Consider the following 25,039-nt stretch of genomic DNA (forward strand, 5'->3'; position numbering starts at 1 on the left):
CTGCGTCCTAGTACTTGCCGAAGGCGAGTGCGACATTGTGCCCGCCGAATCCGAACGAATTATTGATGGCGTATTCGTAATTGCCTGGTCGTGGTCCGCCCGCGACGACGTCGAGGTCGATCTCGGGGTCCAGGTTCTTGAGGTTGCGCGTCGGCGGGATGACGCCGTCCCGCAGCGCCTGCACCGTGAGGATCGACTCCACCGCGCCGACGGCGCCGACGGAGTGACCCAGCGCCGACTTGGGCGCGTACACCGCGGGGCGGTGCCCGCCCATCGCGCTGTTGATGGCGCGGCCCTCGGCGAGGTCGCCGACGGTGGTGCCCGTGGCATGCGCGTTGATGTGGTCGATGTCGGAGGGCTTCAGACCCGCGAGCTCGATCGCGCGCGTCATCGCATAGGCGGCCCGTTCCCCGTCGGGGTCGGGGGCGACCATGTGGAAGCCGTCCGAGGTGATGCTGGCGCCCATCAGGCGGGCCAGGATCGTCGCGCCGCGAGCCTTGGCGTGCTGTTCGGTCTCGATGACCATCAACGCCCCCGCCTCGCCGAACACGAACCCGTCGCGGTCCTTGTCGAACGGGCGGCACGCCCCTGCCGGGTCGTCGTTGTTGGTCGACATCACGATGCGCATCTGGGCGAAGCCCGCGATCGGCACCGCCTCGATGCGCTGCTCCACGCCGCCGCAGATCGCGATGTCGGCCTCGCCGAGCACGATGTTGCGCCACGCCTGGGCGATACCTTCCGAGCCGGAGGCGCAGGCCGAAACCGGCGTGACCACACCGGCTTTGGCGTGGCGCTCCAAACCGACGACGGCCGACGGACCGTTGGGCATGTACATCTGCACGGACAGCGGGGAGACGGAGCGCAGCCCCCTCTCGCGCAGCCCGTCGTAGGCGAACACCAGGGCCTCGGCACCGCCGAGGCCGGTGCCGATCGACACCAGCAGTCGCTCGGTGTCGACCTCGGGCGAGCCGGCGTTCTCCCAGACACGCCGGCCCAGCACCGTGGCCATCTTCTGCACATAGGACATGCGGCGGTTCTCAACCTTGTTCAGTTGAGAGTCGAACTCTTCGAGAAGGTGCCCGCCGATGCGAACCGGCAGGTTGAACTCGTCGACGAAAGGGTCCTCGAGCCGGCGGATGCCGCTCTGGCCGTCCAGGAGGGACGTCCAGGTCGTCTCGGCATCCGCGGCCAGACTCGTGGTCATCGCGATACCGGTGACCACGACGTCCGGGAGTCCGTTCCCTGTCGTCGGCGAAGCCATACTCAGCCGCGCGTCCTTTCTGCCTTGCTACCGATCTGACTCAGTAGCGACCAAACGCCAGAGCCACATTGTGGCCGCCGAACCCGAAGGAGTTGTTGATCGCGTACTGGTAGTCGCCGTACCGAGGCTCACCCGCAACGACATCGAGATCGATCTCGGGGTCGGGCGTCTCGTAGTTGAGCGTCGGTGGGATGACCCCGTCGCGCAGCGCCAGCACGGTGAGTGCGGACTCGAGAGCGCCGACGGCGCCGATCGAGTGGCCCAACGCCGACTTCGGTGCGTACACCGCGGCGTGCTCCACACCGGCGACCCGGATGGCATTGGCCTCCGCGGTGTCACCGATCGGGGTGGCCGTGGCGTGCGCGTTGACGTGGCTGATGTCCTTGGGGGACAGGCCGGCCGTCTCCAGCGCCCGCTTCATCGCCTGACCGGCACGCGCACCGTCGGCCGCCGGAGCGACCATGTGGAACGCGTCGGAGGTGATACCGGCACCCATGAGCCGGGCCAGCGGCGTCGCGCCGCGGGCCTTGGCGTGCTCCTCGGTCTCGATGATCATCATCACGCCGGCTTCGCCGAACACGAAGCCGTCGCGGTTCTTGTCGAACGGTCGCGACGCCCCGGCGGGGTCCTCGTTGTTCGTCGACATCGCGCGCATCATCGAGAACGCCGCGATCGGCAGTGCCTCGATACCGCCTTCGACACCGCCGACGACGGCGAAGTCCGCGTCCCCCATGACGATCTGGCGCCAGCCGTGGGCGATGGCCTCCGACCCGGACGAGCACGCCGACACCGGGGTGATGACCCCGGCGCGGGCGCCCAGTTCCAGGCCGGCGACCGCCGCGGCACCGTTGGGCATGATCATCTGAACGGCGAGCGGGGACACCTTGCGGGGCCCGCCCTCGTTCATCGCGTCATAGGTTTCGACGATCTTCTCGCCGCCGCCCAGGCCGGTGCCGATGACGACCGAGAAACGATCCGGGTCAACCTCGGGCGCGCCCGCGTTGTCCCAGAGACGACGTGCCAACAACTTCGACATGCGCTGCACGTAGGACATGCGGCGCATCTCGATGCGGGTCATGTGGCTGTCGACGTTGTCGACGAGGTGACCGCCGATACGCACCGGCAGGTCCCACTTCTCGACGAAGTCGTCTTCGAGGATCCGGATACCGCTTTCGCCCGCAAGCAGACCCTTCCACGTGCTCTCGATGTCCGCAGCGAGGGCCGTGGTGGCCTCAATGGCGGTCACCACGACGTTAGGAAAACCGCCGTTGGCAGTGGAAGGTCTGGTCACTTGTCGCCCGTGATCTGTGCGCGGATGGCCGCAGCGGCCTCGGGGTTCTCTTCCTCGAGCTTCTGGATGTAGGCGACGACGTCACCGACGGTGCGCAGCCCGGCGAGGTCCTCGTCGGGGATCTTCACGCCGTACTTGTCCTCGGTCTGCACGGCGATCTCGACCATCGACAGGGAGTCGATGTCCAGGTCGTCGACGAAGCTCTTCTCGGGGGTCACCTCGGACGGCTCGATGCCGGTGACCTCTTCGATGATCTCTGCGAGACCCGAGATGATTTCTTCCTGAGTGGCGCCCACTGTGGCTCCTTCTATTTCTTGGTTACTTCAACTGGATGTGATCGCGCTGTGGATATTTGTCTGGTCAGGCGCGGAGCGCTGCTCCGAGTCCGTCCAGGTCAGCGGGGGACTTGACGGCGTGCGTCGGTGTTCCCCGAAGTTCTCGTTTGGCGATACCGGTCAGGGTCCCGGCGGGCGGGAACTCGACGATCGCGGTGACACCGAGTTCCTTCATAGCTTCGGTGCACAGGTCCCAGCGCACGGGGCGGGTCATCTGCGCGACGAGCTTATGCAGCGCATCCCCACCCGAGGACACCGGACGGCCGTCGGAGTTCGACAGCAGCGTGACCGAGGGCTCGGCCGGATTGATGCGGTCGGCGACGCGGGTGTACTCGTCGAGCGCCGAGGCCATGTAGCGGGTGTGGAACGCGCCGGCGGTGGCCAGCGGACGCACGCGGGCACGGGCCGGCGGATCCTCGGCGAGCTTCTCCAGCGCGGCGAGGGCACCGGCGGCGACGATCTGCCCGGCGGCGTTGCGGTTGGCGGGCACGAGGTCGAGTGCTTCGAGCCGGGCCAGCACCTCGGCTTCGTCCCCACCGAGCAGCGCCGACATTCCGGTGGGCTCCAGCGCGCACGCCTTGGCCATCTCCTTGCCGCGGGTGGCGGCGAGCGAGACGGCCTCGTCGGCCGAGATGACGCCCGCGATCGCATACGCGGCGATCTCGCCGACGGAGTGGCCCGCGGCCACGATCTCCTCGTCGCCGGTCAGCACGTCGCGCGCGGTGAGCTGTTCGTAGGCCAGCAGCGTGGCGGCCACGACCAGCGGCTGGGTCACCGCGGTGTCCGTGATCTCCTCGGCGGTGGCGGTGGTGCCCAGCCGGCTCAGATCGAGACCGCTGATCTCCGACCAGCCCGCGATGCGCTCAGCCGCGCCGGGGAGCTCCAGCCACTCGGCGAGCATGCCGGGGGTCTGCGAGCCCTGTCCGGGCGCGAGGAATGCGAGCACAGTCTTCTGAGGCACTTCTTAAGAGAACATTATGAAGACGGTTTTGTGCGGTGTAAGAGATTATGAACCTCGTCTTATGTTTTTGTAGGGAGTCCACAAATCCGCATGTGATGGGACTCCATCGAGATCTGGCCGCGATCTGTTACCCCTGGACAGGTACGGCAGGTGTGACCGGTGCAACACCGGTGACCTGCCCTGATCTTGTTCCTCCTGACGGCGCTATCTGCGCCTGGCGGGTCAATCGGCCCAGCGACGACGCGACCCGCAGCACGTAGGCATCGCGCGGAACGGTGGGGTCACGCCCGGTGAAGTCGGCGATGCGCTTCAAGCGGTACCGCACGGTATTTGGATGAACGAACAATTTGCGTGCGCACGCTTCGATCGCTCCCCCCGAGTCCAGATACGCGTCCAGAGTCTCCATCAGCGCCGGGCCTGCGTCCGAGAGGGGTCGCATGACGTCTGCCTCCAGCGCCGCGGCCGCCGTGATGTCGCCGAGCAGGGCCCGCTCGGGCAGCAGTTCGCGCGCCGACACGGGGCGCGGCGCGCCTGCCCAGCCGACCACGGCGTTCATCCCGGCGATCGCCTCGGTGGCGCTGCGGTGTGCCGCACCGAGTGTCGGAGCGGTCGGCCCGATCACGACGGGTCCGTCGGCGAAGACCTTCATCAGCTCCGACAGGAAGCGCTCGGTCGGCGACAGACCTCCGGAGAGCACCGTGACCAACCACGTGCCGTGGATGTCGGACAGCGCCGCGCGGCCGTTCCGGTTGGCGACGTCGTGGACGTCCTCGCCGGCGAACTCGATCCGGTCGGGCCGGGGCATCCCGACGATGACCGTCGCCGGAGCCGTGGCGTCCCAGTTCAAGGCCGCGGCCTGGGACTGCAGCCCGGGCCCGGTGTCGCCGCGGACGACCGCGTCGACGAGGTTGGCCTCCATCCTGGTGTCCCACGCGCCACGCGCCTCGGCCTGGTCGGCGTAGGCGGTGGCCGCGGCGAACGCGAGGTCGCGGCTGTAGCGCAGGATGCCGGCGGTCAGCGCGGTCAGCTGCTGCTCCGAGCGCGCCAGCAGCGGCACCACTTCCTCGAAGAACTCCATCGTGGTGCGCACCATCTCGACGGACTGACGCAGCGCGATCCGCCGGCGCAGATCCTGCGGGACGACCTCGAACGCCTGCGCGGTGTAGCTGACGTCGCTCTGCGGATTGCGCATCCACTCGACGAAGTTCACCACGGCGGTCTGCACCACGAGCTGCACGCTGGCACGCTGGGACGCCTCGAGCTCGGCGAAGAACGGCAGCCGTTCACCCATGGCCTGCACCGCCTCGGTGGCCAGCCGGCCCGAGTACTGACTGAGCCGGCGCAGCACCGAATCCGGGACGATCTCGAGCACGTCGACGGTCGACTTCGGCGGGATGTACCGATTGTTGTCGGTCATCCCTAAAATCTACGCCGGTTTTTGTGCGAACCCTCCAGCGCCCCGGTGGGTGCTAGGCGACCCCGGGATCCGAGGTCTGCTCCGGGGCGGCCATCACGTCGTCGATCTCGTACTTCCTGGCCGCCTCGACGGCTAGCGAGATGTCGATCTCGCCGTCGCGGGCCAGGCCTTCGAGCACCGCCACCGCGATGGATTCGCCGTCGGTGTTGTAGTAGCGCCGCGCGGCGGGGCGGGTGTCGGAGAAGCCGAACCCGTCGGTGCCCAGCGTCACGTAGGTCCCCGGCACCCACGGCCGGATCTGCTCGGGAACCGCACGCATCCAGTCGGACACGGCCACCACGGGTCCCCGCGCGTCGGCCAGGACCTCCGTGACGTACGGCGTCGCGGCGGGACGGTCCGGGTGGCGCAGCTTCTCCTTCTCGATGGCCACGCCGTCGCGGTTGAGCTCACCCCAGCTCGTCACCGACCACACGTCGGCGGCGACATCCCAGTCCTCGGCCAGCAGTTCGGCGGCTTTGAGCGCCGACGGCATCGCGACGCCGGAGACCAGGATCTGCGCGCTGTAGGTCTTCTTCGCCGGCGCCGCCTGATAGCGGTACATGCCGCGCAGCAGGCCCTCGACGTCGATGCCCTCGGGTTCAGCGGGCTGCACATACGGCTCGTTGTAGATCGTCATGTAGAAGTAGACGTTCTCCGGGTCCTTGCCGTACATGCGGGCCAGGCCGCTTTCGATGATGTAGGCGATCTCGAACGCGAACGCCGGGTCGTAGGCCACCACCGCCGGGTTGGTGGCCGCGAGCAGCAGCGAGTGCCCGTCGGCGTGCTGCAACCCTTCGCCGACGAGCGTGGTGCGCCCGGCCGTGGCCCCGAGTACGAAACCGCGGGCCATCTGGTCGGCCGCCGCCCAGAGCCCGTCACCCGTGCGCTGGAACCCGAACATCGAATAGAAGATGTAGATCGGGATCATCGGCTCGTTGTGGGTCGAGTACGACGTGCCCACCGCGGTGAACGACGCGGTCGAACCGGCCTCGTTGATGCCCTCGTGCAGGATCTGGCCCACTTCGGATTCCTTGTAGGCCAGCATCAGCTCCGCGTCCACGGCCGTGTACAGCTGACCGTTGCGGTTGTAGATCTTCAGCGACGGGAACCACGAGTCCATGCCGAACGTGCGGGCCTCGTCCGGGATGATCGGAACGATCCGCTTCCCGATCTCCTTGTCGCGCAACAGTTCTTTGAACGTGCGCACCGTCGCCATCGTGGTGGCGACCTCCTGCTTGCCCGAACCCTTCTTCAGTGCCTTGTACGCGTCGCGGCCGGGCAGCGGCAGCGGTTTCGCCTTGGTGCGGCGCTCGGGAAGGAAGCCGCCGAGGGCGCGGCGCCGGTCGAGCATGTAGCGGATCTCGGGTGCCTCCGGGCCGGGGTGGTAGTACGGCGGCAGGTACGGGTTGTCCTCGAGCTGCTCATCGGAGATCGGGATGCGCTGGGCGTCGCGGAAGTCCTTGAGGTCTTGCAGCGCAAGCTTTTTCATCTGGTGCGTGGCGTTGCGGCCCTCGAAGTGCTTGCCCAGGGTGTAACCCTTGATGGTCTTGGCCAGGATCACCGTGGGCTGGCCCTTGTGCTCCATGGCGGCGTGATAGGCCGCGTAGACCTTGCGGTAGTCGTGCCCGCCGCGCTTGAGATTCCAGATCTCGGTGTCGGTCATCGGTTCGACGAGGGCCTTGGTGCGCGGATCGCGGCCGAAGAAGTGGTCCCGGACGTAACTGCCGTCGTTGGCCTTGTAGGTCTGGTAGTCACCATCGGGCGTGGTGTTCATCAGGTTGACCAACGCGCCGTCGCGGTCGGCGTGCAGCAGGGCGTCCCACTCGCGGCCCCACACCACCTTGATGACGTTCCAGCCGGCGCCCCGGAAGAACGACTCCAGCTCCTGGATGATCTTGCCGTTGCCGCGCACGGGACCGTCGAGACGCTGCAGGTTGCAGTTCACGACGAACGTCAGATTGTCCAGGCCCTCGTTGGCGCCGACCTGGATCAGGCCGCGGCTCTCGGGCTCGTCCATCTCGCCGTCGCCCAGGAACGCCCACACATGCTGCTTGGAGGTGTCCTTGATGCCCCGGTCGTGCAGGTAGTGGTTGAACCGGGCCTGGTAGATCGCGTTCATCGGGCCCAGGCCCATCGACACCGTCGGGAACTCCCAGAAGTCCGGCATCAGACGCGGGTGCGGGTAGGACGGCAGGCCGCCGCCGGCATGGCTGTGCTCCTGGCGGAACCCGTCGAGCTGGTCGGCGGTGAGCCGGCCTTCCAGGTAGGCGCGCGCGTAGACGCCGGGCGAGGCGTGGCCCTGGATGAAGACCTGGTCCCCGCCGCCGGGGTGTGCCTTGCCGCGGAAGAAGTGGTTGAAGCCGACCTCGTACAGTGCGGCCGACGACGCGTAGGTCGAAATATGGCCGCCCACACCGACTCCGGGCCGCTGGGCGCGGTGGACCATGATCGCGGCGTTCCACCGGATCCAGGCCCGGTAGCGACGCTCCACGTCCTCGTCGCCGGGGAACCACGGTTCCAGCTCGGTCGGGATGGTGTTCACGTAGTCGGTCGACGTGAGCGCGGGGATGGCGACGCGCTGCTCGCTGGCGCGCTCGAGGAGACGCAGCATGAGGTAGCGCGCCCGCGCCGGCCCGGACCGCTCAACCAACTGGTCGAACGACTCGAGCCACTCGGACGTCTCGTCGGAATCGATGTCCGGCAGGTACGACGCGACGCCTTCCCGGATCACCCGGACTCGGTCGGGTTCGCTTGTGCTGGTGGAGTTTTGGGCCAGGTCTTGGCGCACGAACTCGGTGGTCAAACTTCCGCTCCTTGTTGTGGCGGTGGAAAGTGCGCACACGCGTCGGCCCAGTCGGTCACCGAGCGTTCGGCGTGTACGTTTCCATCCTTCTCTAATCCTGCCCGAAGTGCACGAGCGGGTGGGGGCAGTGCCGTCGAAGCGGCGAACGACGGCCGCAACGGGTGCCCGACCGGTAACGTCTGCAGGCTGTGCTGATCGGTTGGCGGAGCACCCGCATGGCGCGGCTCGTCCTGCTCGTCACCGGCACGGCCGCAGCGCTGGCGATGGTCGTGGTGGGGTGCACCAGCGTCACCGACGGCGACGCCGCGGTCGCCGAGGGGGAAGCGCCGCTATACCGGGCGTCGGTCACGGCGTCGAGCGAGGAGGCCGCGGCCAGCTCCAGCGCACGCGAAGCCGAGCGTCAGACGTCGTTGACGGTCGAGGCGGTGCGCACCTCGTGTGAGGCGATGAGTTCCAGCAGTGCGGAGGCCATCGGTGCGGTCAACAACTACGTCGACGCGTTCAACAACAATCCCGCCGACATCGGCAGGATGGCCGGACCTGCCGTCGATGCCCTCAATCACAGCGCCGACCTGGTGGCCGGCAGCATGTCCGACCCGCTCACGCAGGAGCTCCGCGATTCGCTGAACGCCTGGGTGGATTCGGCCCGCGCCGTCGCCACCGCGATCGCAGGCAACTATCCCGCGGACGAATTCAACGCCGCCATCGCGGGCCTGAACGAGTCGAAATCGACCGCCCTGGACCGCTGCGATGCGGCTTACCGATGAAACCTGCCGCTAGATGGCTTGCTGTGTGGCCTCGGCATGCGACGATAGGGCTGTCGAACGTGACCGGGCGCAGGGTGCGACCGAGTCGGCTGAAGGAGGACTGACCGTGGTGTCGGCGGGTGACCCCCCGAACTACGCCCGCAAGCTGGGCATCCAAAAAGATCAGGTTGTGCAGGAGTTGGGCTGGGACGAGGACTCCGACGACGACATCCGGGCGGACATCGAGGACGAGAGCGGCGGTGACCTGCTCGACGAGGATGCCGACGAGGTCGTCGACGTGGTGCTTCTGTGGTGGCGCGACGGCGACGGTGATCTCGTCGACAGGTTGATGGACGCCATCACCCCGCTCGCCGAGGACGGCGTCATCTGGGTCGTCACCCCGAAGACCGGCAAGCCGGGCCACGTGCAGCCCGCCGAGATCGCCGAGTCCGCGCCGACGGCAGGCCTGATGCAGACCTCGTCGGCCAATCTCGGGGACTGGATCGCCAGCCGTCTGGTGCAGCCGAAGGCCAAGGCCGTCACTAAGCAGCGATGAGCGCTCGCGCGAAGAGCAGACAGCCGCGATGAGCGCAGTCGTCGGTGACCCGGCGCCGGACTTCACGCTGAAGGATCAGAACAACCAGCCGGTCTCCCTCGCGAGTTTCCGCGGTCGCAAGAACGTTGTGCTGGTGTTCTTCCCCCTGGCCTTCACCGGCATCTGTCAGCGCGAACTCGACGACATCCGGGATCGGGTCTCGGATTTCGTCAACGACGACACCGCGACGCTGACCATCTCGGTCGGGCCGTCGCCGGCCCACAAGGTGTGGGCCACGGAGCGGGGGTTCACCTTCCCGGTGCTGTCGGACTTCTGGCCGCACGGCGAGGTGAGCCGGGCGTACGGCGTCTTCAACGAGGTCAGCGGATTCGCCAACCGCGGCACGTTCGTCATCGACCGCGACGGTGTCGTGCGTTTCGCCGAATGCAAGGAGCCGGGGGAGGCCCGCGATCAGGCGGTGTGGGTCGAGGCCCTCGCGGCGCTGACACGCTGATCGGATTTACTCTCGCGTGCGGAATCCGTGTAGCCTGCCCGGGATCGGGCGCGTAGCTCAGGGGTAGAGCTCTGGTTTTACACACCAGCGGTCGGCGGTTCGAAACCGTCCGCGCCCACCACGGTGACGTCACGCCGATGGGGCGCGAGCCCGTTGCGTCGGAATCGAATTCGAGAACGCGTGCGTCCGCGTTGTCGCCGCGTGCAGACCGATCCCGGCAATTTCGCCGGTGCCCGGCACGCATCCCTGCACATACCGTCTCCTCATCGACCACCCCACAGGAGGAGACGAGATGAACGTTCTGGTCACCGGCGGCACCGGCGTCCTCGGCCGCGAGGTCGTCAGGCAAATCGCCAACAGGGGTCACCGAGTGCGCAGCCTCAGCCGCACCGCCACGTCGCTGTCCTATGCCGATGTCGTCGCCGGCGATCTCGGCACCGGCGACGGCTTGGTCGCCGCGCTGCACGGAATCGACAGCATCGTGCACACCGCGTCCGACCCGAAGCGCCATCAGGAGGTCGACGTCGACGGCACCGCGCGGCTGCTCACCGCGGCCGCACACGCCGGAGTCCGCCACCTCGTCTACATCTCGATCGTGGGCGCCGACCTCATCCCGTGGCCCTACTACCGCGCCAAGGTCGCCGTCGAGGAGATGATCGAAGCCGCGGGGATTCCGTACACCCTCCTGCGTGCCACCCAGTTCCACGAGTTCACCGAGAAAACGCTCAGCCCGATGGCTCGGCTGGCCATCGCCCCCCGTGGCTGGCGGATGCAGCCCGTCGACGTGGGACTCGTCGCGGCCCGCCTGACGGACGCCGTCGACAACGGCCCCGCCGGCCGGCTGCCCGACCTGGCGGGACCAGAGGCGATCACGTGGGCCGACGCCGTGCGCGCCCTGCGCGTCGCGAGTGGCCGGGGGTCACGGGTGCTCAACGTCCCCATCCCCGGCGGCTTTTCCGCCGCATGGCGCAACGGCGCCGCTCTGGCCCCGTCCGCCGGCGGGCGCACCTTCGCCGAATACCTCGCCCAGCGCGTGAACGCGCCGTCCCGATGATCGTCGTCGTCACCGGGGCCACCGGTGCCCTCGGCAGGCCCACCGTCGCGCAGCTGACCCGAGCCGGGCACCGGGTGAGAGCCCTTGTCCGCAGCCGACAGTCTGCCGACGCGGCGCGCGCCCTGGGTGCGGAGGCGGTGCCCGCTGCGCTCTTCGACCCGGACTCGCTGCGCCGTGCGGTCAGCGGTGCCGACGCGATCATGCACCTCGCCACCCGCATCGTGTCGGCCGCGCGTGCCCGACACCGCGCCGCCTGGGCCGAGAACGACCGCATCCGTCGCGACGGCACCCGCCACCTCGTGGATGCCGCGCTGGCCGCCGGCGTCGGCGCCGTGGTGTACCCGAGCTTCGCGCCGGTCTACGCCGACGGCGGGGACCGCTGGCTGGAGTTCGGCAGTCCGCTCGACCCGACCGACATCCTCGTCTCGACGCTCGACGCAGAACGCGAGATCGACCGCTTCACGACCCACGGGGGACGTGGTGTGGTGCTGCGGATGGCCGCCATCTACGGGCCCTACAGCGCGGCCAGCGGCGACGTGATCGCGCTCGCCCGCAAGGGGATCAGCACCTTCGCCGGTCCGGCCGGTGCTCACCAGTCGCTGGTGTGGGACGAGGACGCGGCGGCCGCACTCGTCACCGCGCTACACGCCCCACCCGGCGGCTACGACATCGCCGACGACGAACCCCTCACCCGTGCCGACCTCGCCGCCGCTCTGGCCACCGCGGTCGGGCGGCGCTCGGTGTGGCGTCCCCCGACGCCTCTGGTCCGCGCCGCGCTCGGCGCCCGGATGGGATTCCTGTTGCGCAGCCAGCGGGTGTCCAACCGCCGCTTCGCCGCCGGCACCGATTGGCGACCGCGCGTGCCGGACGCCACCGTCGGGCTCGGCCGGATGCGGAAGGTCCTTACGATCTGAAGCGTGCTTGCCGGCCGCGACCAGGAACTCGACCACGTGACCACCACGCTGGCCGACGCCCGGGCCGGGGTCGGACGCGTGGTCCTGCTCCGCGGCGAAGCAGGCGTCGGGAAGTCCGCCATCCTGCGGGAGACCGTCGCCGTCGCCGCCGCCACCGACATGACCGTGCTCAGTGCGCGCGGTGTGGAGGCCGAAGCCGACCTCCCGTTCGCCGCCCTGCACCGCCTGTTGCGGCCCGTGCTCGGCCATGTCGATCGGCTCCCCCCGCCACAGGCCGGGGCGTTGCGCACCGCGTTCGGCATGGAGTCCGGCCGCTCCGACGACCGCTTCCTGCTGTCGCTCGCAGTCCTCACGCTCATCGGTGAGGTGGCCGAAGAACGCCCGGTGCTGTGCGTCATCGACGACGTCCACTGGCTCGACACGGCGTCAATGGACGCCCTGACCTTCGCGGCCCGCCGTCTCGACGCCGAGCCGGTGGCCATGGTGCTGGCCGTGCGTGAGGGCGCCGACGGACATCTGCGGCTCGGCGACCTCCCGACGCTGCACCTGACGCCGCTGGGGCTGTCCGCGGCCACGGACTTGCTGACCGCCGAGGTCGGTGCCGGTGTCCATCCCGACGTCTGCGTGCGACTGGCGACCGCGGCCGGGGGCAACCCCCTGGCACTGGTCGAGCTGGCCCGGGCTCTGCACCCCGAGCAGCTCGCGGGCCGCCAGCCGCTGCCCGCTCCGTTGCCGGTCACCGCGCAGATGGAAAGCACGTTCGGACAACAGGTTCGACGCTTGCCGTCGGACACTCAGCAGATGCTGCTCGTCGTGGCCGCGGATGACACGGGCCGGTTGTCGACCGTGCTGGACGCCGCCCGCCGTCTCGGCGTCGGCGACACCGCACTCGGGGCCGCCGAACGCATCGACGTGGTGCGTGTCACCGACGGCGGTCTGGAGTTCCGCCATCCGCTGCTGCGCTCGGCCGTCTACCACGGCGCCACATTCAGCGACCGGCAGGCGGCTCACCGCGCGCTCGCCGACGCTCTGGGCGGCGAGGCGGATCGCGACCGGCGAACGTGGCACCTCGCTGCGGCCGCCGTCGGGCCCGACGCGGACATCGCCGACGCGCTCGAAGAGGCGGCCAACGGCGCCGATCGACGGGGCGCATTCGGCACGGCCGCAACGGCGTTGGAGCGCTCCGCCGAGCTGACTGCGGACACCGACCGCCGTGCGATTCGCTTCGCCAACGCCGCGGAACGGGCCTGGCGGGCCAATCAACACGACCGGGCGGCGCTCCTGCTCGACCGCAGCCGCTCGCTGGCGACGTCGCCGGCGACCCGCGGCCGGGTCGAATATCTGCGTGGCATGGCGCAACTCGCGGCCGGGATGTCGACGGATGCCTACCGCATCGTGCGTGACGCCGCGGAGGACCTCGCGGCGACGGATCCGGCAGGTGCGCTCCAGCTGTTGCTCTTCGCCACCGAGGCGGCCGCGACCGCCATCGACACCGACGCCGTCGTGTCGCTGGGCGAGCTCGCGCTTCGGTTGCAGGTAGACGACGGCCCACGCGAACAGTTCTTCGTCGACGTCCTGGCCGGCACCGCGGATCTGTTCGCAGGCCGGGCGGGTGACGGCGTGATACGCCTGCGCCGAGCGATCACGGTCGCTGCCGACTTCACCGAGCCGACGCTGCTGATGGTTGCGGGACGTGTTGCGTTCTACTGCGGCGACGACGAGGCCGCCCACCGCCTGAGCGCCACCGCGGTGTCGCTGGCCCGCGATGCCGGAGACGTCGGCATCGTGCCGATCGCGGGCGCGCGGGCCGGGCTGGCCGACCTGCTGGCGGGCCGTTGGGCCCAAGGCGAGGCGGCCGCCACGGAGGCGGTGGGCCTCGCCGAGGTGGTCGGGCAGCCCACGATCTCGGGACACGGATTGGCGTGCCTGGCGGTGCACGCGGCGATGCGCGGACACACCGAGCGGTGCCAGGGATACGTCGACCGCGCGCTCGGTGTCGCCGCCGGCCGCCCGATGGAGTTCATCGAGGACTGGGTGCGATGGGCGCAGGGCATATCGGGCCTGGCCGTCGATCAACCTGACACCGCCTACGGAAGGCTTTACGAGATCCGGCATCCGGTCGTCGTCGTGCTGTCCGGTCTCGATCGCGTCGAAAGTGCGTTGCGCGCCGGAGAATTGGATACCGCAGTGCGGTGGACGTCCGAACTCGGCGACTACGCGAAAGCCGCCGCCCAGCCGTGGGCGCTCGCCCGCGCCGCGCACAGCCGCGCGCTGCTGGCCGACATGCCCGATGCCGAGCGGTTCTTCGACGAGGCACTCGACCACCACGCACGGGCCCACCGGCCGTTCGAGCGGGCCCGCGCCCAACTGGACTACGGCGCAACGCTTCGTCGGGCCCGTCGCCGCACCGCCGCCCGCGGGCACCTGAAGGCGGCGTTCGACACCTTCGACGCGCTGGGCGCCGACCCGTGGAGTGAGCGGGCACAGGTCGAACTACGTGCCTGTGGCCAGAGCGTCCGCAAGCGGGACGACAGCTCCCGTCGACAGTTGACGCCGCAGGAGAGCCAGGTGGCCAACTTCGTCGCGCAGGGCCTCAGCAATACCGATGTCGCGGCGAAGCTGTTCCTTTCGCGGCGGACCATCGACTTTCACCTGCGCAACGTGTTCACCAAACTCGGCGTCACCTCGCGCACCGAACTCGCCCGGGTGCTCGCCGAATCGGTCACTCACTGACGTCACGACACCATGATGGCGATCTTGCCGACCGTCCGGCCCGTCTCGCTCGCACGGTGCGCCGCGGCCAGATCTTCGAGGCGGTAGGTCGAGGCGGTGTGCGGCCGCAGCTTGCCCTCGGTCATCCAGCGCGCCAGCGCCGGCAACCCGTCTGCGGCGGGTAACCCGACCAGACCCGGGATCAACCGGTACCTACCCGTCGCGTACCGGCGGGCGAGCCGGGCGCCCAGGACCGCGCCGTCGCGAACTCCGACGTCTTCACCCGGTCGGCCCGGCCGGAAGCTGGGTAGCGCCGCGGTCACGTATCGGCCGGTGCTCTTCAGCAACCACGGCGCCAGCTCGGTGTAGTACCCGTCGTCACCCACGCAGTCGAGGATGAGGTCGAAAGTGCCTGCCCAATCCGGAAAATGGGACGGTATCTCGGTTGTCGGGATGCGGTCGTAGGGCACGACGGTGTGGGCGCCGAGGCCGGCGACGAAGGCCGCGTTGCGCGAACTCGACACGCCGGCGACGAGGCCGGCGCCCACGGCGTTGGCCGCGATCTGCACGGCGAGGTGGCCGACGCCGCCGGACGCGCCGACGATCAGGACCCGGGCGTCCGTGTCGCGTTCCCGGAGGCCGCCGTAGGTGACGAGGCCGGCGTAGGCGACCAGGCCCGCGAAGGGCACCAGCGCCGCTTCGGCGTGGGTCGCTCCGGCCGGCTTGTGGACGATCGCCGCGCGGCGACCGCGGGTGCGGACCGCGATATGTGTGGTGTCGGCGCCGGCGATCGGCATCACGCCCATGACCTCGTCGCCCACCCGGTAGGGAGTCGCGTCGGCTCCGGTGGCGACCACCTCTCCGGAGAAGTCGATACCGAGGACCATCGGCGACCCGATGAGACGGCGCCACAACCGCTTCGGCAGTCCCAGCCCCTGGCGCATCTTCCATTCGATCGGGTTGACACTGGTCGCCGACACCTGCACGAGGACGTCGTCGGGGTGCTGCAGGCGGGGCATCGGCAACTCGGTCATCGTGAAATCGGCGCCGTCGCCGAAGGTCTCCAATACCGCTGCGCGACGGGTTCTTTCGAGCGTGCTCATGATGTCGCCGCTCCCTTCCTCAATCGTCGTACATACAGCGCCGCGATCAGGGCCGCATCGCACACCAGCAATCCGGCCAGCGCAGGCACGGTCATCGCCCACCCGGTGCCCGAGCCTGCAGTCACACCCCAGAACAGCTTGCCGATGGCGATCAGATTCACAAGGACCAGGCCCCACCGCAGCGACCGTTTCCAGAACACTGCGCAGTAGACGGCCAGCAGCGCCGGGGCGAGGAGCGCCCATCCCAGCTTCGAGGCCGTCCAATCACCGGTCAACGATTCCCGCTCGAACGCAAGGAACTCGGCGACCCGCGGGTCCGGGGTGTCGGGCGCGGGGAACCAGAACATGCTGGTGGCCAACGCCACCAGGGTGGCGGCGATGCCCACTCCGCTGCGCCGGTAGGCGAACCACGCGAGCGGCAGCATGAACAGCGGACGGATGTACCAGCTCACGACGTTGTGGTGGCGTAGCCACACCCACTCGAGAATGTCTGCGGCGGTCATCGGTCACCTCCCGCCCGCGTAGGTCAGAGCCGGCGCCTTCGCCTCCGGGGACACCGGCAACCGGAACGCCAGAACGGTCAGCGCGACGGCGGTCACCGACACGAAGGACAGCGTGACGGTCTGCATGATCTGCTCCGTCACGGTGGGCAGGATGTCGATGTGCGCCTGGTGATAGATCTGGTGTGGGACGTTCGCGACCATGACCGCCATACCGGTGACCCTGGCCAACCAGACGCCCCCGATCAGCAGCGCGGTCAGCGCGAGCAGGCCCATCGCGACGTTGCCCTGGCCCACGTCACGTAACAGGTGCTCGTTGTAGGGCCCGTCGATGTCCACCCAGTGCAGTCCGAACCCGGGGAAGTGGTCGTAGAACGAGCGAGGGGCCGCTTGCTGCCAGACGCCGGTGGCCAGCAGATAGGTGGCGAACCAGGCCAGAAGCAGCGTGACGGCGCGATTCATGGTTCCTCCTTGAGCGCGATTGTTGTCGAGGCAATCGTGCGTCGGGGGGAGTGTGCTTCGAACCGGTCAAATTGCCGGGATCAGCGATCCGCTCCCCGATGACCGGAGCGGGTCAATGCGTTGCCAGGGCGCAGGAAACCCGGTTGTTCGAGGCGGCGCACCGCACGCAGCACTCCGGTCGGGACGACACCGGATCAGACCCTGGCTGACGTCGATGAGGTCGGCTCGCCGAACCGCCTCGACCAGCGGTGCGAACGGACGCTTCTGGCTGTAGGGCAGAAGCCGATGGTGTTGGGCGACAACGAGCGCCAACTCATCGGACCACAGTGCGCGGCCGGTCCTCCGCAGCCACGCGTCCTGCGCCTGGATCGAGGGCACGAGATAGTCCAGCGTGGTGAAGGAAGCCAGGTCGTGAAACGCCGCGCCGATCGCCAGCTTCTCGTCCCTGTCGGCGTCATCGGCACCGGAGGCGTCGGGTCCGAGCGCCCGAGCGAAGTTGATGACCCGGTAGACGTGCGCCCGGTATGCCCCCCAGCCGACCTCGTCGCCGCCCGCCCGGTCGCGGTGAGATGCGAGAATCTCCTCGGCCAGCGGCGAGTCGCGGACGATCTGCGGTAGCGGCATCACGCGATGCTAACTGCGAAGCGCTGATCGGAGGAGCACCCATGAACGGCGACGACCATCATCACGGCGCCGGCGGTGGCATCAACGCGATGGCCGTCAGCGCCACGTTGCACTGCCTCACCGGTTGCGCCATCGGCGAGATCGTCGGGCTGATGGTCGGAACCGCCCTGGGCCTGTCCAACGCGGTGACCATCGCGCTGTCGGTGGGCCTGGCCTTCCTGTTCGGGTACTCACTGTCGACGCTGCCGCTGCTGCGAGCAGGCCTGGCGCTGGGGGCGGCGCTGAGCGTGGTGCTGGCCGCCGACACCCTGTCGATCCTGACCATGGAGATCGTCGACAACCTCGTGATGGCCGTGATCCCCGGAGCGATGAACGCGGGACTGGTCAACAGCGTCTTCTGGATCGGCATGATGATCGCCCTGACGGCCGCCTTCCTGGCTGCCTACCCCGTCAACCGGTACCTGCTGCAGCGCGGCAAGGGTCATGCCCTCACCCACGAATATCACGGGGCCGGTGGGTCGGTGACCGGCCTGCGGCGCTTCATCCCCCAGCTGGGCACCGGCGCGTTGATCGCGGCGATCGCGGCGTTCCTCCTGGGCGGACTGGTCACCTCGATCGCCGCGGAGATCGGCGGCGCCGACATCGGCTCCACCCACACGCCATCGGCGTGATCAGCCTGCTTTGACGACCACCGCGACCTCGTTGCGCCGCCGGAACGGCAGCGTCCACGGCGGATCGTAGAACCAGGCGACAGGGTCACCCGCCGGCCGGAAATCGCTGCCGCCCACCGCCTCAAGCAACTCTGCCGTCTTGGCCGCAACGGCTTTCGGGCTGCGGTCGCCGCTGAAGCGCAGCACCGCATAGGTCTCACCGGGCACCTCGACCAACTCGACGCGCGAGTCGTCGGGCTCGGGTAGCAGCTCCATCGACCACTTCGACGGCATGAAGAACCGGATCACCGAGGCGCCGTCCGCGCTGCGGGACTGCGCGACGGGCGCAGTCATGGCGATCTTGTCGCTCTGCTGGGCCACCGGCGCCGTCATCGCGATGGTGGTCCGCCGGCGATTCCCTCCGAAGATGTAGCCGGCGAGTCGACGGAAACCGGCGTTGCGCGCCGCCTCCTCGTCGCCGTCGACCGACGTCTGCGCGGCGATGCGGGGGCCGTACCGACGGATCTCGACATCCCCGGACCCCGACGTGACCACGGCCTCGCGTACGAACATCGGTTCTTCGGTGCCGGTACGGATGCCGACGATCCCTCCGGCGCCTTCGGCGATCTGCGCTGCGGTTTCGGTGATCTTGGAGAACATGCCTCCGGGATACCCTCAGGTCCCCGAAAAATCAACGACGCCATTGTTAGGTTGAGGCCATGGCCGTGGCGCAGACAGTCATCGAATATGTCCTGGACCGGCTGTGTGACATCGGGATCACCGATATCTTCGGTGTGCCTGGGGATTTCGCATTCCCGATCAATGACGCAATCGTCACACATCCACGGGTGAACTGGATCGGCTGCTGCAACGAACTCAACGCTGCCTACGCCGCGGACGGGTATGCGCGGGTACGCGGTGTCGGGGCGGTCAGTACCACCTACGGCGTCGGCGAGTTGGGGGCCATCAGCGCGATCGCGGGGTCCTACGCCGAGAACGTGCCGGTGTTCCACCTGACGGGCATGCCCAACCTGGCGACCCAGGCGCACCGGTCGGTCGTCCATCACACCCTCGGCAACGGCGAATTCGACGTGTTCCGCAGGATGGCCGACGCCGTGGTCGGGGCGAGCGCGATCATGACCCCGGCCAACGCCGTGTTCGAGACCGAGCGTCTGATCGGCGAGGCGCTGTATCACCGGCGGCCGGTCTACATGGCGTTTCCCACCGACGTCGTCGATCAGCCGGTGCTCGGTCCGGGGGAACCGTTGCCGATGCCCACCAGCAACCCGGCGACCCTGCGCGCGGCTGCCGACGCGGTGGCCGGTGCGATCGCCGCGGCGAGCACGGCGGTCGCATTGCCGGGTCTCGTCGTCGACCGGCTCGGTCTGCGCGAGGACGCCCGTGCCTTCATCGAAGCCGCCGCCCTCCCGTTCGCCACGATGTTCGCCGACAAGTCCGTCCTCGACGAGACGCATCCGAACTTCATCGGCATGTACGACGGGAAGCTGATGGACGAACCCGCCCGGGCGTACATCGAAAGCGCCGACCTCGTGCTGTCCCTCGGAACCCTGCCCAGCGACTTCAACACCGGGGCCTTCACCGCGACGCTCGACCCACTGCGCACGGTCGGTATCGACGTGCACCGCACCACCGTCGGGGCGACCGTGTACCAGAACGTCGAGATGGGCGAGCTGCTCGGAGAACTCGCGCGCCGCGCCTACGGTGAGCGTGAGCTCCCCGACATCCCGCTGCCGACACTGGGGCCGGTGACCGGTGCCGGCGACGACCCGATCACCGCCGCCACGCTCTATCCCAGGTGGGCGAACTTCCTCCGCGAAGACGATGTGATCATCGCCGAAACGGGCACCGCCTCGATGGGCCTGGCGTTCACGACACTGCCGCGCGGGGCCCGCTATCACAACCAAACCCTGTGGGGCGCCATCGGTTGGGCGACGCCGGCGGCGTTCGGGGCGGCGATCGCCGACCGGCGACGACGGTTGGTGCTCATCACCGGAGAGGGGTCGCACCAGTTGACCGCCCAGGAGATCAGCCAGTTCGGCCGGCAGGGCCTGACGCCGATCATCTTCGTGCTCAACAACAACGGGTATCTGATCGAACGGCTGCTGTGCGCGGAGCCGGGCATCGAGTACAACGATCTGGCCCAGTGGAATTATGCCGAGCTGCCCCACGCCCTGGGCTGCCGCGACTGGTACACCCCGAGGGTCACCACGCTCGGCGAACTCGACGAAGCTCTGGAGACCGCGGGCACCGCGGAACGGGCGTGCTACATCGAGGTGGTCACCGGCACCTACGAATCGCCCCCGCTGCCGAAGCTGTTGCACGACAGCATGAATACGCTCTACCGCACCTGATCAGCAGCATTTCTTGGTGCTTCGTTCCGCCAGATGCGTGTGTTCGGAACCGTCGGCGCCTCTGATCGCGGCGAGGAATTCGTCCAGATCGATCCGGCGGCCGCCCAGCCAGGTACCCGTCACCTTCACGCTGTCGATCAGCGACGCAGGGTCGACCTCCCACGGGTCGGCGGTCAGCTCGACGAAGTCGGCCAGCTTGTCCACCTCGATCGAGCCCACCAGGTGCTCGCGCCGCAGAGTCCGCGCCGCATCGAGGGTCTGGGCGCGCCAGGCCTGACCCAGCGTGATGGCCTGATCGGGTCCGTGTACCCCGCCGTCGCGGGTACGTCGGGTGACGGTGGTGGCGATGTTCACCACCGGCGTCGGCGGCGAGACCGAGCCATCGTTGTGCAGGGACACGCACGCACCGGATTCCACGGCGTCGTGGAACGCGGCCCAGCGGGAGCCGTGCTCACTGTCGAAGATCGCGCCGTCGAGCAGATCGCCCCAGTAGTAGTACTGGAACGGCGACATCGACACGTGCACACCGAGGCGTGCGGCGCGGTCGAAGTGCTTCCGCGTGCCCGCGCCACAGTGTTCGAGGCGCCACCGATGGTCGGTGCCGAGCAGACCGTGCCGGGTCAGGGCGTCCTCGTAGGCGTCCAGTGCGAGGTCGAGGGCCAGGTCGCCGTTGGCGTGGAACGCCATCTGCCATCCGGCGGGCGCGGCGCGGTCGAGGATGGCGTCGAGCTGTTCGCGGCTGTAGTTCATCGAGTCCGCCCCACCGGCCGTCGCCGGGTTGATTCCCGCAGTGCGGGTGACCTCGGTGTCCAGATACGGGAACGAGATCGCGATGTTGCCGACCCACGGTGAACCGTCGGTCCAGAGCTTCACGCCGGTCTTGGTGAGCCATGAGTCACCGGCAGTGAATGTCGTTGGCTCCGAATAGGTGTCGCTGGTCGACACCTCCCACATGCTGATGCGCAGCGGGCAGGACGGCGCGGCGGCGAGGGCTTCGTAACCGGCGGCGAACTTCGGGTCGTAGGTCATGTCCGACGTGGAGGTGTAGCCGCCGCGCGACATGAGCGCGAAGTACAGCGCCCCCGACATCAGCGGGTTGCCCAACTGGGCCATCAGCGGCCCGGTCACCGCGGTCAGCACGGCGAGCTCGAAACCCTGACCGTTCAGCGATCCGTCGGGGTGGCGCCCGAATCGGGACGCGACGGGGTCGGCGGGCGGGTCCGTGTCCCACCCGCGGCTGCGGATCAGCGCGGAGTTGAAATACACCCCGTGACCGGAGTTGTCGGTCACCACCACGACGCGGTCACCGAAGATCGCGTCGAGCTCGGCCGCGTCGGGCGCCGGATGACGGTGCAGCAGTGCGTCGAATCCGGCGAACAGCAGCGGGGTGGTGGGATCGCTGCCGGCGATCGTGTCGGCGAAGACGCTCTGCACGTCGGCCCATGTCGGGCAGTCCCACGGCGCGATCGATCGGGCGGGAGCCTGGGTGGCCACCCCGCTGATCAGCGGATGACTGTGTGGTTCAACGAAACCGGGCGCAAGCGCGGCGGCGCCGGTGTCGACGACCTCTCCGCTTGGCAGTGCCGCGCGGCAGTCATCGAGGCTGCCCACCGCGACGATCCTGCCGTCCGAGACCGCGACGGCGCGGGCGCGTGGTGCGGCGTCGTCCATCGTGATGATCGTCTGTGCGGTCAGGATCACGTCACCCATGGGCACAGTGTGTCATCGCAACCTCGCCGCAACCGGGCGAATCGTGCTGTGAGACGCTGCCGGGGTGTTTGCTCGAGCAATGGGCATCGCCGCAGGCGCGGTGGCCGACCTCCTGTTCGGTGACCCGAGGCGGGGTCACCCGGTGGCCGTATTCGGCACCGGTGCAGCCGCTGTGGAACGCCGCACCTACCGCGACGACCGGGTGGCCGGGATCCTGCACTCCGCGGGGCTGCTGACTGCCGTCGGCCTGTTCGGCGCCATGGCGGAGAGGGCTGGTCGCCGGCGCGGCGCGGCGTCGGAAGCGGCAGCGGTCGCGGCAGCGGTGTTCGTCGCCTCGGGCGGGACGACACTGTGCCGCACCGGGGAGCAGATGGTGGCTCTGCTGCGCGCCGACGATGTCGAGGGGGCCCGGCGCCTGCTGCCGTCGCTGTGTGGACGCGACCCGTCAGCGCTGGACGGGCCGGGGCTGACCCGCGCCGCACTGGAGTCCATCGCCGAGAACACCTCCGACGCACAGATCGGCCCGCTGGTGTGGGTCGCAGTCGGTGGTGTGCCAGCGGCACTCGTCTACCGCGCCGCCAACACCCTCGACGCGATGATCGGGCGCCGTTCGCCGCGCTATCTGCGCTTCGGTTGGGCGGCAGCCAGATTCGACGATCTGGTCAACCTGATGCCGGCGCGGCTGACGGGACTACTGGTCGTCGTCGGCGCCCCCGCGGTGGGAGGCTCGCCGGCCGGAGCATGGCGGGCGTGGCGGCGCGATGCGGCGAAACATCCGAGCCCGAATGCCGGCGTCGCGGAAGCGTCGTTCGCCGGCGCGCTCGGAGTGCGCCTCGGCGGACCCACGCAGTACGCCCACGAGTTGGAGATCCGTCCGACGCTCGGCGACGGGCGAGATCCCGGCGTCGAGGACCTGGCGCGCGCCGTCCGGCTCTCGCGGGTTGTCCAGGTGCTGGCGGCGATCGCCGCGGTCAGCGTCGCTTCCCGTACCGGTCGGCGAGCTTCTGCTCGGTGGTGAGCGGTGCGGCGGACGCATCGTCGGTGTCGGCCGCCGCAGCCGCAGCCGCGGCCTTCTCGCGTCGGCGGACCTGGATCTCCGAGTACACGAAGTAGCCCACACCGATCGGGGCGATGATCCCGAACGCGATCCACTGGATGCCGTAGGACAGGAACGGCCCGGCGTCGAGGTGGGGGAGCGGGATCGTGCCGAGCCCGCCGGGCTGGCCGTCGACGAGCTGGAGATAGGACCCCGCCAGCGGAACTCCGGTCAGCGCGGAGATCTGCTCGATGTTGATCGAGTACACCTGCTGCACGCCGTCGGCGTCGAACGGGGCCTTCCCGGCGAGGCCTTCGGAATCCCGCAGCCGCGCCGTGATCGTCACCGGTCCGGTCGGGACCGCGTCGATGGGCGGGACCGCCGAACCCTCGACCGGGCGCACGTAACCGCGGTCGACGAGCACCGTGGGGCCGCCGTCCACCGCGAACGGCACGAGCACCTCGAAGGCGGGATCGCCGTCGATCAACCGCAGCCGCGCCAGGACCTGTACGTCGGGCACATAGCGCCCCGTCGCCGTCACCCGCTGCCACTGCTCCTGCGGCGCCGACGAATCCTGCTGCGGCAGAACAGACGTGACCGGCACCGGGTCGGCATCCAACGATCGCGAGATCTGGGCGTTCTCCCGCGAGGTCTTGGTGTTCTTGCCCAGCTGCCACGGTGCCAGCACCGTGAAACACAGGTAGGCGAACGCGAGTACGACGACGAACAGCGCCAGCCATTGCGGCCGCAGCAGAAAAGCCCAGCGCCGCATCGTCAGCCGGCCCGTCCGATGTCGGCGAGCCGCTCGTCGACCCAGCCGTGCAGGCCGGGCAGCGCCGCGTCGATAACCGAGTAGGTCTCCTCGAAGTCGTCCTGGGTTCCGTAGTAGGGGTCTTCGACGTCGAGAACGTGCGCGCCGGATCTGGGATCGAACGAGCGCAGCATCCGCAGACGTTCGGCGGGCACGCCCATGTGCTGCAGCATGCGCAGGTGGTTGCGTCCGAGGGCGACGATGAGGTCTGCGGCGAGATGGTCGTCGCCGATCTGCGCGGCACGGTGCTCGGTCGGGTAGCCGTGGGCCCGCAGGGTGTGGCCCGCCCGCCGGTCCGCCGGTTCACCCTCGTGCCAGTGGCCCGTCCCGGCGCTGGTGACGCGCACCACGTCGGAGAGTCCGCGTTCACTGATCTGGTGGGCGAACATCTTCTCGGCCATCGGGCTGCGGCAGATGTTGCCCGAGCAGATGAAGGTCACGTGCAGAAGTTCAGACACCGAGCACCTCGCGCAGTTCCTGCACGGTCGCGACATGGGCGAGTGCCCCGCCGTCGCCGTCGGCGAAGTCGCGGTGGCCGTAGCCCCAGCCCACGACGATCGTGCCGACCCCGTGCGCGGCGGCGCCTTCGACGTCGTGCGAGCGGTCCCCGATCATCAGGATCCGCTGCGGAAGCGGCGCCAGGCAGCTCAGCGCGTGCGCGACCACGTCGGCCTTGGCCGAGCGGACGCCGTCCGTGCTCGCGCCGGCGATGACCTCGAAGCAGCCGTCCAGGTCGAAGTGGGCGAGGATGCGTTGCGCGGTGGGTTCGGCCTTGGAGGTCGCCACCGCCAACCGGACACCGCCGGCCCGCAGGTCGTCCAGCAGGCCGGGGATGCCGTCGAACGGGCGGTTCATCGACCATCCGCGGGCGGTGTAGTCGGCGCGGTAGGCCGCAATCGCGGCGTCCGCGCAGCTCCCGAGACCCATCTGCTGCAGGGTGACGTGCATCGGCGGTCCGACGATGCGGCTGACGAGGTCACCCTCGGGGACGGGCGCACCGACGGTCTCCAAAGCGTGACGGAAGCTGGCGACGATGCCCTCGGCCGAATCGGTCAGGGTGCCGTCGAGGTCGAAGAGCACCAGATCGCCACGGCCGACCGGGGCGACGCGGCGGGTGCTGTCCAGCATGTCTGTCACAGCGTCCATTGTCCCTGAGACGGGTGGCTGCCTCGTCCGCAGGCCCGCGAGC

At 69.1% G+C, this 25,039-nt stretch carries 24 protein-coding genes and 1 tRNA gene; 10 read left to right on the plus strand and 15 right to left on the minus strand.

What is annotated here, in order from left to right; genetic code table 11:
• Positions 1 to 7: 7 nt before the first annotated feature.
• The 6 genes from kasB to aceE form a co-directional block, all read right to left on the minus strand.
• Positions 8 to 1,261, minus strand: a complete 1,254-nt coding sequence (gene kasB, locus FHR72_RS19575) for a 3-oxoacyl-ACP synthase KasB (protein WP_183471197.1) — start codon at positions 1,259 to 1,261, stop codon at positions 8 to 10.
• Positions 1,262 to 1,301: 40 nt separating this feature from the next.
• Positions 1,302 to 2,552, minus strand: coding sequence for a 3-oxoacyl-ACP synthase KasA (gene kasA / locus FHR72_RS19580; protein WP_183471199.1), 1,251 nt, complete (start codon positions 2,550 to 2,552; stop codon positions 1,302 to 1,304).
• Complete coding sequence (gene acpM, locus FHR72_RS19585; RefSeq protein WP_011893658.1) at positions 2,549 to 2,848, minus strand: meromycolate extension acyl carrier protein AcpM; 300 nt, start codon at positions 2,846 to 2,848, stop codon at positions 2,549 to 2,551. The genes kasA and acpM overlap by 4 nt, the downstream gene beginning before the upstream one ends.
• A gap of 64 nt (positions 2,849 to 2,912) precedes the next feature.
• Positions 2,913 to 3,833, minus strand: a complete 921-nt coding sequence (locus FHR72_RS19590) for an ACP S-malonyltransferase (protein ID WP_183471476.1) — start codon at positions 3,831 to 3,833, stop codon at positions 2,913 to 2,915.
• 142 nt (positions 3,834 to 3,975) lie between these two features.
• Positions 3,976 to 5,265, minus strand: coding sequence for a PucR family transcriptional regulator (locus FHR72_RS19595; protein ID WP_183471201.1), 1,290 nt, complete (start codon positions 5,263 to 5,265; stop codon positions 3,976 to 3,978).
• 52 nt (positions 5,266 to 5,317) lie between these two features.
• On the minus strand, positions 5,318 to 8,107 hold the full coding sequence (gene aceE, locus FHR72_RS19600) for a pyruvate dehydrogenase (acetyl-transferring), homodimeric type (protein WP_183471203.1): 2,790 nt from the start codon (positions 8,105 to 8,107) through the stop codon (positions 5,318 to 5,320).
• A 215-nt stretch (positions 8,108 to 8,322) separates the two neighbouring features.
• On the opposite strand from aceE, the gene FHR72_RS19605 reads away from it, so the two are divergent.
• The 7 genes from FHR72_RS19605 (at position 8,323) to FHR72_RS19635 (ending at position 14,603) form a co-directional block, all read left to right on the plus strand.
• On the plus strand, positions 8,323 to 8,874 hold the full coding sequence (locus FHR72_RS19605; RefSeq protein WP_183471205.1) for an Rv2240c family protein: 552 nt from the start codon (positions 8,323 to 8,325) through the stop codon (positions 8,872 to 8,874).
• A 106-nt stretch (positions 8,875 to 8,980) separates the two neighbouring features.
• Entirely contained in the window at positions 8,981 to 9,409 is a 429-nt protein-coding gene (locus tag FHR72_RS19610; protein WP_183471207.1) for a DUF3052 domain-containing protein, read from the plus strand.
• A gap of 28 nt (positions 9,410 to 9,437) precedes the next feature.
• Positions 9,438 to 9,902 carry a peroxiredoxin gene (locus FHR72_RS19615; protein WP_183471209.1) on the plus strand — a complete coding sequence of 155 codons (465 nt, stop codon included), beginning with the start codon at positions 9,438 to 9,440 and terminating at the stop codon, positions 9,900 to 9,902.
• Between the two features lie 46 nt (positions 9,903 to 9,948).
• Positions 9,949 to 10,023, plus strand: a tRNA-Val gene (locus FHR72_RS19620).
• A gap of 171 nt (positions 10,024 to 10,194) precedes the next feature.
• A complete protein-coding gene (locus tag FHR72_RS19625; RefSeq protein ID WP_183471211.1) occupies positions 10,195 to 10,956 on the plus strand; it encodes an SDR family oxidoreductase in 762 nt (253 codons plus the stop codon).
• Positions 10,953 to 11,870, plus strand: coding sequence for an NAD-dependent epimerase/dehydratase family protein (locus FHR72_RS19630; RefSeq protein WP_183471213.1), 918 nt, complete (start codon positions 10,953 to 10,955; stop codon positions 11,868 to 11,870). The genes FHR72_RS19625 and FHR72_RS19630 overlap by 4 nt, the downstream gene beginning before the upstream one ends.
• Positions 11,871 to 11,873: 3 nt before the next feature.
• Positions 11,874 to 14,603 (plus strand): helix-turn-helix transcriptional regulator, encoded by a 2,730-nt coding sequence (locus FHR72_RS19635; RefSeq protein ID WP_183471215.1) that lies wholly within the window; start codon positions 11,874 to 11,876, stop codon positions 14,601 to 14,603.
• A 2-nt stretch (positions 14,604 to 14,605) separates the two neighbouring features.
• Here the strand turns inward: FHR72_RS19635 and FHR72_RS19640 are convergent, their stop codons facing one another.
• The 4 genes from FHR72_RS19640 to FHR72_RS19655 all read right to left on the minus strand — a co-directional run bounded on the left by FHR72_RS19640 (position 14,606) and on the right by FHR72_RS19655 (position 17,271).
• Positions 14,606 to 15,685 (minus strand): NAD(P)-dependent alcohol dehydrogenase, encoded by a 1,080-nt coding sequence (locus tag FHR72_RS19640; protein ID WP_183471217.1) that lies wholly within the window; start codon positions 15,683 to 15,685, stop codon positions 14,606 to 14,608.
• The gene (locus FHR72_RS19645) at positions 15,682 to 16,188 is read right to left on the minus strand and encodes a hypothetical protein (RefSeq protein ID WP_183471219.1); all 507 of its coding nucleotides are present in this window, start codon (positions 16,186 to 16,188) and stop codon (positions 15,682 to 15,684) included. Before FHR72_RS19645 ends, FHR72_RS19640 begins: the two co-directional genes overlap by 4 nt.
• A gap of 3 nt (positions 16,189 to 16,191) precedes the next feature.
• On the minus strand, positions 16,192 to 16,647 hold the full coding sequence (locus tag FHR72_RS19650) for a hypothetical protein (protein WP_183471221.1): 456 nt from the start codon (positions 16,645 to 16,647) through the stop codon (positions 16,192 to 16,194).
• Positions 16,648 to 16,713: 66 nt separating this feature from the next.
• Positions 16,714 to 17,271, minus strand: a complete 558-nt coding sequence (locus FHR72_RS19655) for an HD domain-containing protein (protein WP_260156130.1) — start codon at positions 17,269 to 17,271, stop codon at positions 16,714 to 16,716.
• A 41-nt stretch (positions 17,272 to 17,312) separates the two neighbouring features.
• Here FHR72_RS19655 and FHR72_RS19660 point away from each other — a divergent pair, with 41 nt between their 5' ends.
• Positions 17,313 to 17,942, plus strand: a complete 630-nt coding sequence (locus FHR72_RS19660; RefSeq protein ID WP_260156131.1) for a DUF4396 domain-containing protein — start codon at positions 17,313 to 17,315, stop codon at positions 17,940 to 17,942.
• On the opposite strand, the gene FHR72_RS19665 is transcribed toward FHR72_RS19660, so the two are convergent.
• Entirely contained in the window at positions 17,943 to 18,581 is a 639-nt protein-coding gene (locus tag FHR72_RS19665; RefSeq protein ID WP_183471222.1) for an SOUL family heme-binding protein, read from the minus strand.
• A 59-nt stretch (positions 18,582 to 18,640) separates the two neighbouring features.
• On the opposite strand from FHR72_RS19665, the gene FHR72_RS19670 reads away from it, so the two are divergent.
• Positions 18,641 to 20,293: an alpha-keto acid decarboxylase family protein gene (locus tag FHR72_RS19670; protein ID WP_221194019.1), complete on the plus strand. Its 1,653-nt coding sequence runs from the start codon at positions 18,641 to 18,643 to the stop codon at positions 20,291 to 20,293.
• Here the strand turns inward: FHR72_RS19670 and FHR72_RS19675 are convergent, their stop codons facing one another.
• Complete coding sequence (locus FHR72_RS19675) at positions 20,294 to 22,003, minus strand: amidohydrolase (protein ID WP_183471224.1); 1,710 nt, start codon at positions 22,001 to 22,003, stop codon at positions 20,294 to 20,296.
• Between the two features lie 79 nt (positions 22,004 to 22,082).
• On the opposite strand from FHR72_RS19675, the gene FHR72_RS19680 reads away from it, so the two are divergent.
• Positions 22,083 to 23,021: a cobalamin biosynthesis protein gene (locus tag FHR72_RS19680; RefSeq protein WP_183471226.1), complete on the plus strand. Its 939-nt coding sequence runs from the start codon at positions 22,083 to 22,085 to the stop codon at positions 23,019 to 23,021.
• Here FHR72_RS19680 and FHR72_RS19685 read toward each other — a convergent pair.
• From FHR72_RS19685 to FHR72_RS19695, 3 genes are read right to left on the minus strand one after another with little or no spacing between them, the layout of a single operon-like run.
• On the minus strand, positions 22,975 to 23,811 hold the full coding sequence (locus FHR72_RS19685; RefSeq protein ID WP_183471228.1) for an SURF1 family cytochrome oxidase biogenesis protein: 837 nt from the start codon (positions 23,809 to 23,811) through the stop codon (positions 22,975 to 22,977). The genes FHR72_RS19680 and FHR72_RS19685 overlap by 47 nt on opposite strands.
• Before the next feature lie 2 nt (positions 23,812 to 23,813).
• Positions 23,814 to 24,308 carry a low molecular weight protein-tyrosine-phosphatase gene (locus FHR72_RS19690; protein WP_183471230.1) on the minus strand — a complete coding sequence of 165 codons (495 nt, stop codon included), beginning with the start codon at positions 24,306 to 24,308 and terminating at the stop codon, positions 23,814 to 23,816.
• Positions 24,301 to 24,978, minus strand: coding sequence for an HAD hydrolase-like protein (locus tag FHR72_RS19695; RefSeq protein ID WP_183471482.1), 678 nt, complete (start codon positions 24,976 to 24,978; stop codon positions 24,301 to 24,303). Before FHR72_RS19695 ends, FHR72_RS19690 begins: the two co-directional genes overlap by 8 nt.
• Positions 24,979 to 25,039: the final 61 nt, after the last annotated feature.

Origin of the sequence: Mycolicibacterium iranicum, assembly GCF_014190915.1 — a bacterium.
GTDB classification, from domain to species: Bacteria; Actinomycetota; Actinomycetes; order Mycobacteriales; family Mycobacteriaceae; genus Mycobacterium; species Mycobacterium iranicum_B.

Coding starts and splice junctions, on each gene's coding strand:
- FHR72_RS19685 (WP_183471228.1), bottom strand. CDS start 23,811: ATGCGGCGCTGGGCTTTTCTGCTGCGGCCGCAATGGCTGGCGCTGTTC.
- FHR72_RS19605 (WP_183471205.1), top strand. CDS start 8,323: ATGGCGCGGCTCGTCCTGCTCGTCACCGGCACGGCCGCAGCGCTGGCG.
- FHR72_RS19695 (WP_183471482.1), bottom strand. CDS start 24,978: ATGCTGGACAGCACCCGCCGCGTCGCCCCGGTCGGCCGTGGCGATCTG.
- FHR72_RS19645 (WP_183471219.1), bottom strand. CDS start 16,188: ATGACCGCCGCAGACATTCTCGAGTGGGTGTGGCTACGCCACCACAAC.
- FHR72_RS19650 (WP_183471221.1), bottom strand. CDS start 16,647: ATGAATCGCGCCGTCACGCTGCTTCTGGCCTGGTTCGCCACCTATCTG.
- FHR72_RS19680 (WP_183471226.1), top strand. CDS start 22,083: ATGGGCATCGCCGCAGGCGCGGTGGCCGACCTCCTGTTCGGTGACCCG.
- FHR72_RS19615 (WP_183471209.1), top strand. CDS start 9,438: ATGAGCGCAGTCGTCGGTGACCCGGCGCCGGACTTCACGCTGAAGGAT.
- FHR72_RS19675 (WP_183471224.1), bottom strand. CDS start 22,003: ATGGGTGACGTGATCCTGACCGCACAGACGATCATCACGATGGACGAC.
- FHR72_RS19665 (WP_183471222.1), bottom strand. CDS start 18,581: ATGTTCTCCAAGATCACCGAAACCGCAGCGCAGATCGCCGAAGGCGCC.
- kasB (WP_183471197.1), bottom strand. CDS start 1,261: ATGGCTTCGCCGACGACAGGGAACGGACTCCCGGACGTCGTGGTCACC.
- FHR72_RS19625 (WP_183471211.1), top strand. CDS start 10,195: ATGAACGTTCTGGTCACCGGCGGCACCGGCGTCCTCGGCCGCGAGGTC.
- FHR72_RS19660 (WP_260156131.1), top strand. CDS start 17,313: ATGAACGGCGACGACCATCATCACGGCGCCGGCGGTGGCATCAACGCG.
- FHR72_RS19655 (WP_260156130.1), bottom strand. CDS start 17,271: ATGCCGCTACCGCAGATCGTCCGCGACTCGCCGCTGGCCGAGGAGATT.
- FHR72_RS19670 (WP_221194019.1), top strand. CDS start 18,641: ATGGCCGTGGCGCAGACAGTCATCGAATATGTCCTGGACCGGCTGTGT.
- FHR72_RS19595 (WP_183471201.1), bottom strand. CDS start 5,265: ATGACCGACAACAATCGGTACATCCCGCCGAAGTCGACCGTCGACGTG.
- FHR72_RS19630 (WP_183471213.1), top strand. CDS start 10,953: ATGATCGTCGTCGTCACCGGGGCCACCGGTGCCCTCGGCAGGCCCACC.
- FHR72_RS19640 (WP_183471217.1), bottom strand. CDS start 15,685: ATGAGCACGCTCGAAAGAACCCGTCGCGCAGCGGTATTGGAGACCTTC.